The 12,492-nt window shown below is 41.7% G+C and carries 6 protein-coding genes and 1 pseudogene; 4 read left to right on the forward strand and 3 right to left on the reverse strand.

The features are described 5' to 3' along the window. Positions 1-20 precede the first annotated feature (20 nt). Positions 21-926 (forward strand): cation diffusion facilitator family transporter, encoded by a 906-nt coding sequence (locus FCL45_RS12645; protein ID WP_136796579.1) that lies wholly within the window; start codon positions 21-23, stop codon positions 924-926. A 151-nt stretch (positions 927-1,077) separates the two neighbouring features. Here the strand turns inward: FCL45_RS12645 and FCL45_RS12650 are convergent, their stop codons facing one another. Then, entirely contained in the window at positions 1,078-2,451 is a 1,374-nt protein-coding gene (locus tag FCL45_RS12650) for an integron integrase (protein WP_136796580.1), read from the reverse strand. Between the two features lie 221 nt (positions 2,452-2,672). Between FCL45_RS12650 and FCL45_RS12655 the strand changes: the two genes are divergently transcribed. After that, positions 2,673-3,005, forward strand: coding sequence for a putative signal transducing protein (locus tag FCL45_RS12655; protein WP_176360043.1), 333 nt, complete (start codon positions 2,673-2,675; stop codon positions 3,003-3,005). Between the two features lie 244 nt (positions 3,006-3,249). Here the strand turns inward: FCL45_RS12655 and FCL45_RS12660 are convergent, their stop codons facing one another. After that, complete coding sequence (locus FCL45_RS12660; protein WP_176360015.1) at positions 3,250-4,302, reverse strand: IS91 family transposase; 1,053 nt, start codon at positions 4,300-4,302, stop codon at positions 3,250-3,252. Continuing rightward, positions 4,292-5,208 (reverse strand): annotated as a pseudogene (locus tag FCL45_RS25095) (tyrosine-type recombinase/integrase). Before FCL45_RS25095 ends, FCL45_RS12660 begins: the two are co-directional and overlap by 11 nt. Before the next feature lie 245 nt (positions 5,209-5,453). Here FCL45_RS25095 and FCL45_RS12675 point away from each other — a divergent pair. Continuing rightward, positions 5,454-7,004: a transposase gene (locus FCL45_RS12675; protein ID WP_176360014.1), complete on the forward strand. Its 1,551-nt coding sequence runs from the start codon at positions 5,454-5,456 to the stop codon at positions 7,002-7,004. A 263-nt stretch (positions 7,005-7,267) separates the two neighbouring features. Then, the gene (locus tag FCL45_RS12680) at positions 7,268-12,382 is read left to right on the forward strand and encodes a P-loop NTPase family protein (RefSeq protein WP_136799979.1); all 5,115 of its coding nucleotides are present in this window, start codon (positions 7,268-7,270) and stop codon (positions 12,380-12,382) included. Positions 12,383-12,492 lie beyond the last annotated feature (110 nt).

Here is a 12,492-nt window from a genome sequence, read left to right on the forward strand (position 1 = left end):
AGCTCTGCAGGAAAGAACGAATGGCGCACGATCACGACCATAAGCAAATCAACTATAACCGCACTTTTGCGGTTGGGATATTGTTGAATATAGTCTTCGTTGTCATAGAAGCAGGCTACGGTGTTGCTGCGGGATCATTGGCGCTGATAGCAGATGCTGGGCACAATTTAAGTGATGTATTCAGTTTGTTGCTTGCTTGGGGGGCAAGTTGGCTCGCCAGAAAACCGGCAACGGAAAAAAGGACCTATGGTTTTCGTAAGGCAACAATCATAGCGTCTTTAACTAATGGCATAGTGCTGCTTTTCGCACTTGGAGGAATTACCTGGGAGGCTATTGGCAGAATATTCGATCCAAAACCAATTGAAGCAATAACGGTAGTTGTGGTTGCGGCAATTGGTGTCGTCATTAATGCGATTACTGCTTTGCTTTTTGTTTCCGGTCAGAAAACAGACTTAAACATCAAGGGAGCATATTTGCATATGGTTGCCGATACTGGCGTTTCACTTGGAGTCGTGGTTGCTGGCATCATTGTGATGTTCACAGGTTGGCAAGTAATTGATCCGTTAGTCAGTATTTTTATCGTATCCGTCATCCTCGTTGGAACCTTGTCTTTGCTGCGTGACTCTCTGAACCTTGCCATCGATTCGGTTCCTGAACAGATCGATATAGCAGGAGTAATGGCCTACCTCTCAGGTCTGGAAAATGTATCTCAGATTCATGACTTACACGTTTGGGCCATGAGCACTACAGAAGTAGCCTTATCGGTGCATCTTGTTACAACAGATAATGATTTAGGCAATAATAATTTGTCGATAATTCAGCAGCAATTACATGACCGTTTTGGTATTGGGCATTCGACAATACAGGTTGAAAAGCATGGAGATGAGTCTTGCATGTTAGACCAGGACGTATGTAAAAAAGGCTAGCAAATCATGAACCGGCCGGCAAATCCCTTAGCTGAGGCAAATATTGGGGACATCCATGACACTCACAAGATAGTTGGGAAGTGTCCTGTTTGTAGAATCAATCGTGGTCTACCCCCTAATACTCCCTTACTCCTTATTGCTGGTGAAAATATTAAAAATCAAGTGGGCTCTTTGCTTCTTTCTTCGTCGTACTTTTCACTGTGTGAGTGTAAATCATGGTTGTCCTTACATCGCTATGTCCGAGTAACTCCTGAATGGTTCGAATATCGTAATTTGCTTGAAGAAGATGACTCGCAAAGCTGTGCCTGAAGGTGTGCGCCGTGACCCTTTTAGTGAGACAGGCCTTTTCCACCGCCCGCCGGATCGCCCTCTGCACATGGGTTTCATGGAGATGGAATCGTTTCACTTCTCCAGTCTCCTTTACCTTTGTGAGTTTGTGGGCGGGGAACAGCCATTGCCAGATAAATTGACGGGCAGCATTCTTTGATTTCCTTTCATAGGCGTCAAAAAGAAAAACTCCATCATATCGATTGCCTACATCCTTTTTATATTGATCATAAACCATGTCCAACTGCCCATGCAGGTCTCCTAGCAGATTTTTGGGTAAGGGGACGGTACGATCTTTTTTCCCTTTTCCGTCATGGACGGTGAGAATACCTCCTTCAAGGTTCAGGCAATGAACACGCAACGATAAACACTCAAACAGGCGTAATCCGCAACCGTACAACAGTTTGACAATGAGAAGATACGGTTCATCGATAGCCTTGAATATCTTGTCGATTTCCGCCCGTGATAACACCACCGGGATATACGGTCTTTTCTTGGCGCGTACAACGCCATCGATGGTGCCGAATTCCCTGTTCAGTACGTTTCTGAAAAAAAAGAGGAGGGAATTGAAGGCCAGGTTCTGGGTTGAGGCGGACACCTTCTTCTTGACGGCAAGGTGGGTGAGATACTCTTTCACATGTTCCGCCGACAATCGATCAGGATGCAGGGATTTTGTATAGGTTTGAAAATCCCTGATATATTTTCTGTACGACTTGAGAGTATTGTCGGAGTAATGCCGCATCCGAATGGTATTCTCAAGATCGGCGAATTGAGCTTCCCATGAGCTTTCATGCTCGTTGGCAGTTATATGTTGTGGAATGGTTGCGATCTTAACGGGCTTTGTACTTCTATCGTTAGTCTTCTTGATGGTTTTCTTCCCAACGACGGCTACTCTATCGATTTTTTCTGGTCTCTTTGGGCGGCTGCCAGCACTTCTCTTGAGAACCAAAAAATCCAGGTAAAGCTGAATTGCCCTTTGAGCCTCTTGCCTGGTCGCGACATTTTGATTTTTCTCTGTCAATTTTACAAGAAAGGCATCCAGGCCCCGAGTGGTTGCCGTCTCATGCTGATATTTCTCACAAAAATCCAGGTAGTAACGGAGCCATTTCTGACATTTATTAACGTATATCTGAGCTACACCTCTTTGAGCGAGAAACTCAGCATACCTGACTCTGACCTCTGTAGGTACAACCAGCATGACTGCCTCCGAACCTATGGGAGTGAATTGGGTATAATATGTTTTCTTGTGGTGTTACCCAGAAGTAGAACACTAACAGCTTGCTTTGATCAGTATAATCTATTTATCTAGATTTACTAATTATTTACCATCTGGATGGAGCTGATTGAAGGATGAGAGGTCCGTTGTGGACCATTTCAGTCGGTCTTCCGGATAATTACTTGTTATCGAAATAAAAACTGATGATAAAGATCTACAATCCAGAAAATGAATTCGATTTAATCTTTATCAAAAGTATTTTAATGAGTGAAAATGTAAATTTTTATGTTCATAACGACTTTTTTGGTTCATTGAGGCTAGGGCCACCAATTGAACTATTCAACCAGAAAACTATTTACGTTATAAATGAAGATGTAGAGAAAGCAAATGAACTAATAGAAATTTACTTAGAAAATTCATACAATAATGATGGATACTATGATGAAGAAGAAAAACTAAAAGTGAAGCTCAGTGTCATTATAGAGTTTTTAATTTTTAGGTGGTTTGTCCCAAGAAGAATATTAAAAAAGCGATAACGAATAAGGATAGATTGTGATCGCAAAGCGATCCACAATCTTATCCGTGGTTGAACAAGCCCGGCTTTTCTCCTAAGGAAATATCTTTTGAAAGTAATTACCCTGGAAGGGGGCCTTGAATTCTAGCTGTAATTATAGAGCATAGTTATCCCTTCACCTGACAAGGTGTGAAAGAAACAGATTGTTTTCATAGACTGCATTACCTCCTGCTGAATTTATGTGAGAGCAGCGTCCAGGCTAATCATTATCCTGATCTGCCGTAGTCGAATCGAAAGCGTATCACCAGCATAGCCGCCTTGCATTTTGGGCAGGAATACTTTGGCCTTTGCCGCTGTTTTGGCACTATTGGGGTAAAGACATGCAGTATAAGCTGAATGAGGGTTCTGATTTTTCTGGCATTGGCGTGCAGAAAACCGTAATCCCGCACGCGTCTGAAGCCTCTCGGCAGGACATGCTTGACCAGGATGTTCAGGAAATCCTCTGCTTTTACTGTGGAATATCTTAGCTCATCAGTCCTACTGTCACGGTACTTGAAAGTGACATTTCCGTTGTGACTTGCCACAATATTTTTCTCGCTGATGACGCCTCGATAGAGATATCTGGCCAGATATTTCAGGGCCGGGAAGCCATTGCCCACGCATTCACAATGGGCAACCCACTTTTCAGGCAGATTTTGAGGCAGGGACAGGCCTGTTGATTTCAGCATGTCGAGGAATTTGCCGCGGAAGGTTTTGGCCAGGGCAAATCCATTGAAGAGATAGTCATTTTTCACCTTTCTCCACTTGCCGAATCGTTTATCTATACCGCCGCCAGGGATGAGTACATGAATGTGGGGGTGAAACGAGAGGTCTCGCGCGTGGGTGTGCAGGATCATGGTCATGCCGATCTCCGCTCCAAGATGTTTTGGGTTCGCAGCAAAGGATCTAAGGACTTCAGCGACGCATTTGAACATCAGGGAATAGACAGTTTTCTGGTGCCCGTATGCCAGGTATCGCAGTTCATATGGTAAGGTAAAGGTGGCCAGGAAGTAGGGGACCGGCATGAGCTTCGCCTGCTGTTTATCAAGCCAGGAACTGGTCTGGTGATTGAGGCAGGTTGGGCAGTGGCGGTTGCCGCACGAGAGGGGGCGCCATTCTCCATGCTGGCAATCAGGGCATCGTGCATAGAGTTCGCCAGATTGAGGGGTTCGACACTGCTGTATGTCCCTCAAAGCCCTCAGTTGCTCTGGGATGGCATTGCCGCCATGACGAATCATGTACAGGTCGAAGTATTTGTTGATGAGTGATTTAATGTCCATGTTGCTTCCTCGTTGGGTTCAGCTCCATGGAATTGATCAGCTCGTTTATGGTGGCAATGCTATCCTTTTCCGCGGTGTAGGTGAGCTGGGCGTAACGGGCAGTGGTTGTGGGGCTTGAATGCCCGAGAAGTTCCTGGATGTGGCGAAGGCTTAAACCCGCTTCGAGGAGGTGGGTGGCAAAGCTGTGTCTGAGGGAGTGGATGGAGACTTTTTTTTAATGTTACAGGCTGCAACCACCGCTTTCATGGCCTGCTGGGTGGAACCGATGTTCATGTGAGAGGTTGCCCTGATGATGGTTTCAGCAGAGCCTCTATAGTTTGGGAAAAGCAGCTTGGGATGGCGATGATCCTGCCAGAGAATGCGTAATGCCTTCAGGGTTCGATCAGGCAGTGGAACCAGACGATCTTTATGTCCTTTGCCTCTGCGGATATGTACCCGTCTGCGATTGGCATCGATATCTCCGATCTGTAAAGAAAGTGCTTCCTGTAAACGCAACCCCATGGAGTAAGTAGTAAAGAGAAAGACCCGGTAACGGAGTTTGCGCGTGTTGTGAACAAGTAAGGCAACTTCTTCTCTAGTAAGGATATCCGGGATTGTTTTCACAGTTGGTGGCTTGACGATATTGAGCCATTGCCAGTCCTGCTCCAGGACGTGCTTCCAGAAGAACATCAGGCCGAGCCTGTCGAGCTTTACCGTACTCCAGGAATAGTTTTCTACCAGACGGGTAAAATAATCTTCGAGCTGCTCCACCGACAGTTGATCTGGGCAACAATCAAAATGTTCGGTAAGACGACGAACAGCCCGGGCATAGGCGCTGATAGTTGCCTGACTCTTGCCTTGAAGCGTAAGCTTTTTCAGGTGCCGATCGTAAAGGATTTCAAAACGTTTGGAATCTTTTGCCTTCATGGTATACTCCTTTTTCTGTAAGTGTCCGGAATTGGACTCTTTACTGAAGTATACTCAAGACCTCTGCCGCGTAGCGGCTTCGTTCAACAAACCGTTTCAAGGGACGCGCAAAAGGCGCGCGCCCCTGAACTCCACGTTGAACCTGTAGAAAAAGGTATTGGTCATAGCAATATCAGGCATTTAGGGTTATATTTAGCTTCATTCGATGGTAATCAACCCCTTAACCCTGCCGAAAGTCGGAAGCCATGGCCAAATACAAGCCGTATTCATACGCTCAGGGGATGTTCATACCAGTATTCTTCAGTGAGCAGATACAAAAAGGGACTTTCGAGTACACCCTGAACTATCTGGTCGATCACGAACTCGACCTTTCCATCTTTGATGCCAGGTTCACCAACGACGAAACTGGTGCCCCAGCCTATGACCCACGGATCTTGCTGAAGATTATCCTGTTTGCCTATTCACGAGGTATTACTTCTAGTCGTGCAATTTCCGAGTGCTGTGAAAAAAACATCCTTTTCATGGCCCTTTCAGCCAATACCAGACCCCACTTCACAACAATTGCCAGTTTCGTTTCCAGTATGGACAAAGAGGTTGTCTCTCTCTTTCTTCAAGTACTGCTGATCTGTGACCAGCAGAACCTTATTGGCCGAGAGATGTTTGCTATTGATGGCTGCAAACTCCCAAGCAATGCCTCTAAGGAATGGAGTGGCACCAAAGCCGATTTGACCAAAAAGGTTGAAAAGATAGAGCGAGCTCTGCACAGAATGATCATCCGTCACAAGTCCATGGATCTTGAGAAGATAGAGCCGGAAGTTCGGGATCATGAAGAGAAATATAAGAAGAAACTACAAAAAAGTGCTGCCAAGATAAGGGATTGGCTGAAAGACCATGATGACCGACGTGGCAGTGGCGGCAAACCGGTTAAATCAAACATTACCGATAATGACTCTGCCAAGATGGCCACATCGAAAGGGGTAATACAGGGGTATGTCGGTGTTGCCTCAGTGGACAAGAAGCACCAAGTCATTGTTGGAGCAGAAGCCTATGGGCAGGGCAGTGAGTCCAATCTCCTTGTACCTTCGCTGAAGTCGATACAGTCTAACTTGGAACAGATAGGCGACCAAGATGTATTTGGTAAGGCCAAAGTTGTAGCGGATAGCGGTTATCATTCCGAGAAGAATCTCGAGTACCTCTATACAGAGAATATAGATGGGTATGTTGCGGATACTCGTTTCCGCAAACGAGATCCTCGCTTTGCCACAGCGGAGCGCTATAAAGATCTCCCCGCTTATCACTTTGCGACCAGGGCCGGTGGAAAGCGACTCTTTCGGCCTGAACATTTTACTTTCGCTGATGATTTGAGCCACGCTATTTGTCCGGCCGGCAAGAAACTCTACCGCAATGGCTGCAACGCCAAGGTGAAAGACTATCAGGCCTACAAGTTTAAAGGAGCTAAGCGAGACTGCCTCCCATGTCAATTGCGACGTGAGTGTTTACGAAAGCCAGAGAAAACCGAGGCCCGTCAGCTAGCTTACTTTCCGGGGAAAAAGCGTAACGGTAATGAGCGATTCACAGAGAAGATGAAACGAAAGATTGATTCAACCATTGGTCGAGCAATCTATGGCATGCGACTCGCTGTTGGTGAGCCACCCTTTGGCCATATACGGTCAACCATGAAACTTGATCGATTCAGTCTTCGAGGAAAACGAAAAGTGAATGCGCAGTGGAACCTGTTCTGCATGGTCCATAACCTGAAAAAGATCCACTCGTATGGAGCGGTAGTAGGCAGCTGACAGGTAGATCGTAGAGGAGAATAGTTCCAAGAATGTTCACAAATGGACTTGAGGGCAAATAGAGCAAGGTAAAGAACAAGTGGAATCGAAATAGGCGGCTAGGAAAGTAGATTTTTGGAACCCTCCTGAAATCGGTTGAGGGAATCTTCGGGATTTTGAACTGCCTTTTTCTACAGGCTCGTTACATGCCAATTCGTTCACCACAGTTTTCTCAAAGTACATTCAATTTCTGTTTGGAATTGTTTTGAAATTATGGAAATAAAATGAGCAAAGATGTAAAACAACAAAGCAATCCATTTTCTACTGGAGGTGGTGGTGTTAACTTTGAAACTAGAGTTCAAGCTGCTTTTGCATTGTCATTACTAACAAAGTCTTGTGTTCCTTGTTTATCACAGGATATGAGGGCAAAAGAGTTAAAGTTTCAGAATAAATATGCTGGCGCAAATACGGATGACTTTGTTTTAGTTGCGACTGATAAAGCAAGTAACCAAAGTCAGCTTTTTGCTCAGGTTAAGCATGAAATCACTATAAGCGGGGCTGCTGATTCAATGTTTGCTGAAGTTATTAATAGTGCATGGAAAGATTTTAAAAGTACTGACTTTAATATTGAAAATGATTCAATTGTATTAATAACAGGTCCGTTACCCAAGCTCGAAGTTAATAATACTCTTCCAATATTGGAATGGGCTAAGTATTCATCAAACTCAGAAGACTTTATTAAGAAATCAAAAACGAAAGGCTTCACTAGTGAAGCAAAAGTTAACAAACTTAATATATTCAGGACACAATTAACCGGTGCTAACGATGGGAATGCGATTACTGATGATGAATTATGGCTTTTCTTAAAAGTTTTTCAGTTAGTTTCTTTCGACTTAGATGCAAAATACTCAGTCGTTGCAAATCTTTTGTGCTCTTTGATTGAATGTTACTCGGATGAATCACCATCTCTTGTTTTGTCTAAATTAGTAACTTGTGCCCAAGAATTTAACCAGAATGCAGGAACTCTAACTCAAGATAATGCACCTAAAGAAGTTAAATTATTATTTGAGTCGACAAGTAAAGTAAATTTTGAAAATGATTTTTTAAAGCTTAAAGAGCGTGGCGACCATATATTTGATGGAATATCGAACACTATTAATGGTTTTCATATAGATAGGGCTGATCAGATAGCAGAAATATCTGAACTGTACGAGGTAAATGACTTTCTTTTTGTTACTGGTGCTAGAGGTGTTGGAAAATCTGGAGTTGTTAAAGACTTTATCTCAACGAAAGGTAAAGATGTTCCTGTTTTCTATTTAAGAGCTGAAGACTTAGATAAAAGCCACCTTAACGATGTGTTTACATCTATCGGAATGAATTCAACGTTAGGGCAGATTGAAGGGTACTTCTCGTTACTTAAAGAAAAAATACTTGTTATTGAGTCTCTAGAAAAAGTTTTAGAGCTAAATTATCAAGATGCATTTATTGATTTACTTCAATACATAAAAAAACAAGCGGGTTGGACCATTATTGCAACGGGCCGTGATTATGCATATCAACAACTTACTTTTAATTATCTTCAACCTAGTGCTATCCAGTTCGACAGTGTGAATGTGGAAGGGCTTACTACGGATCAAGTTGCCCAAGTCAGTGAGCATATTCCTGAGCTAACAGGGCTAATATCTAATGATTCGTTAACTGAATTGCTTAAAGTGCCATTCTTTATCGAGATTGCAGTAAGAGCCATTGGTAATGGAGCACAATTTAAATCTGGTGATACTGAAGTCGATTTTAGAAATACTGTCTGGGCAACAGTGATTTCAAAAGAGGCAGATAGAAAATCAGGAATGCCAGATAAACGAAGAACAACTTTTATTAATATTGCAAAACAACGAGCGAAAAAAATGTTGTTTGGCATTAGAGCTAGTGAGTTTGACCCTGAAGTCATTGCTAAATTGGAAGAAGATCATTTAATTCACCGTGATCAGAAGTCTGCCACTATAAGTCCAATGCACGATGTATTAGAGGACTGGGCATTAGAAGAATACATTGAGAGCGAGTACGTTGAAAATTCGCATGACTTAGTTCAATTTTTATTAACTATTGGTAATGAACCTGCAATTAGTAGAGCATTTCGGTTATGGCTATACAGGAAATTGAAGTTTGATGATGCAACTAATGAATTTGTTGAAGAAGTCTTGACCACTGATGGTATAGAAAGTTACTGGAAGGATGAGGCTATTGCAGCGATTATGCAACATGACTCGCCAGAAGATTTTCTATATTTTCTTAAGTCTCAGCTTCTAAAGGATGATTGCGCACTTTTGGTCCGCTTTTGCTTTATTCTAAGAATAGCCTGTCAAAGACCAAGCTCATTATATAATTATTTATTGGTTAAAGATGAAAAATCAGGGATTTTGAAATCTTTGTTCTTACAACCCTATGGTAACGGTTGGGAGGCATTATTTAATTTTATCTATGAGGTTAAGCACGATTTGAGTAACTCTATGCTTACTCAAGTTGTTGAGGTGATAAATGAATGGTGTGGACTCGTTAATATATATGAGGAACTGCCAAGTGCCTCACAAAAGGTTGGCTTGTTAAGTATATGGCTGCTTGAACAGGTTAAAGATTCTTATCGTGATGAGGGGCGAAGAAAGAAAATACTTAATGCCCTATTAAAGGTTTCAACAGCAATCAAAGAAAAATTTGATGAATTAATGGAGCGGGATGTTTTCATCTCCAAGGTAAAGCCTAGAAGGTTAAGTTATGTTGATGAGCTGACTAGTTTAGCCCTTGTAGGCACTAATGTGCCTATGTTATGCAAGCGTAATCCTGACTTTGTAGTTAAGCTTTCTTTGCATGAGTGGCTACTGCAAAAAACAGAAGAAGATGAGTTTGGCTATAGTTCTTATGGCCGAATTGATGTTGAAGAATCCTTTGGTTTAGATAGAGAACGTGATTTTTTCCCCGCAAGTGGTTCTAAAGGACCTTTTAAGTACCTCCTTGAGTCAAAACCTAGATTAGCGTTAGATTTTATTATTAAATTATGCAATTTAACTGCACAGAAGTATGCTGAATCTGAGTTTGGCGCTCCTTCTGCGGATGAACAAGAAAAGTACTTTTCTAATGAAGTAGCTGCAAAGCAAGTGGATGTAATTCTCAATGACGGAACATTAATAAAGCAGTATGCCTCACCTCATCTTTGGAAAGGTTATCGAGGTCAGTCAACATTACCATATCTTCTTCAGTGTGCTCTTATGGCGTTAGAAAACTGGTTGGTTGAGTATATAGATACGTGTGGTGAAGATAATGAAATAGAATGGATATACGATTACTTGCTGAGAAAAAGTAACTCTGTAATGCCTACATCTGTTTTATCTTCTGTGGCGACAGGTTTCCCTAATAAAGTAGGAAAAGCAGCATTTCCTTTACTGAAAACTGCTGACTTATACCATTTAGATTTGATTCGAATGACGCAAGAAATGGGGGGGAATGAATTACACTTCTTTAACCATCAAAGAGATGTAATGACGAAAATTTACATCGAGGAAAGAAGAAAAGCCGCACTTAGACCTTGGAGAAAAGAGTCTTTAGAAACCTTATTAACAAGGCTTCAGTTCGTAAATGAGTTAAGGGATGGCGCTTTAAAAATTGTTGATGAATTGACAAGTGAAGCGACTGCTCGTAATGAAAAAAAACTTCGGTATATGATACACCGAGTTGATACAAGGACTTGGGAGGCTGTTGAAGACAAGGGTAATGATCGAATATTGCTTCAAAGTTCGTCTGACCTTCCGGAAGATTTAAAGCAAGATCAACAAGAGTTTAATGAAAAACGTGTAATTGATAACACTGTAATTAGTTTAAATTTATGGGGACGAAAATTATTAGAGGAGAAATTACTCGAAGAAAAATATTTCTCTTCATATCAAGATGCAATAATAGCAGCAAAAGAATTACTCATTTCCTTCCAAAAAGGAGAAATTCATAACTTTGCCGATATGGCAGTTGGTACAATCACAACTGTTGCTGCTGTTTGTGTTAGAGATGATCTTTTGAACTTAAGTGATGGAGATAAAGAGTGGTGCATAGGAGTTATCCTAGAGTCAATATTTATGCACGCAGATAATATGGATGGAACAACAGCTCATGATAAGACTGATTATTATGGCTCTGGGGCGTGTGCATTTGTTTTGCCTAAATTATTTGATTTAGAGCTAGATTCAGAACAAGAAGAGCATTTGAAGTTTGCTTTGGCTACAGCGTTAACACATGAAAACCTTAATGTTAGTGCTAATGCTGCTAAGGGGGTAAGGGAATTTCTTTGGTCAAGAGACGCTGAATTAGCATCCCGTTGTATAGGTGGAATAGTTGAGTATGCTAGATTACGAAGAGAAGATAGTGTGGTACGTAGGTTTTATCATCTGCAAGGTGATGAGTTGCAAGCAGCTATCGATAACTGGAATGATCTTATAACAACATTTCGTAATGAATTAGTTGAAGGAAAGTTTAAGCTCACGGTTAACGACATTTCTTTGGAAAGTCACAGCTCATGGTTTCTTCATTTACCTATGCTAATGGTTCCACTTAATACTAAAGATGATAGCCAGGTTAAGTTAGTTCAAAAATTAGTGAACTTTGTATTTGAAAGTGAATATCAAGATCATCGGTCAGGAGATGATGAAACAATAAATCATGATATAAAAAAGCAGATACAAGACTGTCTTTCTGAACATGTTATTTACTCAAGAAATAACAACTATATGCCTTTTAAAGATCTTTTAATCGCTGGCTGTTCAAAAGCGCCGAGTTTTATTTATTCATTGACATTATCATTTCATGTCGCTGTGGAAAAAGAAGGTGATTATGACGCAATATGGTCATTGTGGTCTTTATTGGCACCAGAAGCGCATAAGATTGCTTTGAATGATGTTAATGATCGTTATATAGGCTTGCAGAATGATTTAAATCAGCTGCTGCGTGGAATGATGTATGCGGACTGCCCTTGGCAAGGACATGAAAACGAAGAAAATGATATGAAGCGTGGTGCGCAATATTTATTGGATTTTGCAAGTGAGTCGGCAAACAATAGTCATGTATTTGAAGCATTAGCATCTTTAATGCATCAATTTCATGTAGTGTTCTTCGATAAGGGAATTCACTTGTTAGCCTCTAAATACGCAGAGAACTCAAGTCTTATCGCCAAGCAAATCAATACTGCTTATTATTTGGAAATGTCGATAGGTCGATATTTACAAATTGAGAACAGGGGAGCATTAAGCCGAAAAATGTATAACTCATGCCTTGAGCTGCTTAACGGAATTGTAGAAACTGGTTCAGCAAGGGCCTATTACCTTCGTGAGCATATGGTTAGATCACGAAAAATACATGTTTAAAGTACATTCTTGCAAACTATGTCGAGCATGTAACAAGCCACTGCACTCGGAAATTTTACTCGCTCCGCTCCCAAAATTCCGGTGAGTGGGGCGTTATGCAATAAAATAAA

Source organism: Desulfosediminicola ganghwensis (assembly GCF_005116675.2).
GTDB classification, from domain to species: domain Bacteria; phylum Desulfobacterota; class Desulfobulbia; order Desulfobulbales; family Desulfocapsaceae; genus Desulfopila; species Desulfopila ganghwensis.

Coding starts and splice junctions, on each gene's coding strand:
- FCL45_RS12680 (WP_136799979.1), top strand. CDS start 7,268: ATGAGCAAAGATGTAAAACAACAAAGCAATCCATTTTCTACTGGAGGT.
- FCL45_RS12655 (WP_176360043.1), top strand. CDS start 2,673: ATGATAAAGATCTACAATCCAGAAAATGAATTCGATTTAATCTTTATC.
- FCL45_RS12660 (WP_176360015.1), bottom strand. CDS start 4,302: ATGGACATTAAATCACTCATCAACAAATACTTCGACCTGTACATGATT.
- FCL45_RS12645 (WP_136796579.1), top strand. CDS start 21: ATGGCGCACGATCACGACCATAAGCAAATCAACTATAACCGCACTTTT.
- FCL45_RS12675 (WP_176360014.1), top strand. CDS start 5,454: ATGGCCAAATACAAGCCGTATTCATACGCTCAGGGGATGTTCATACCA.
- FCL45_RS12650 (WP_136796580.1), bottom strand. CDS start 2,451: ATGCTGGTTGTACCTACAGAGGTCAGAGTCAGGTATGCTGAGTTTCTC.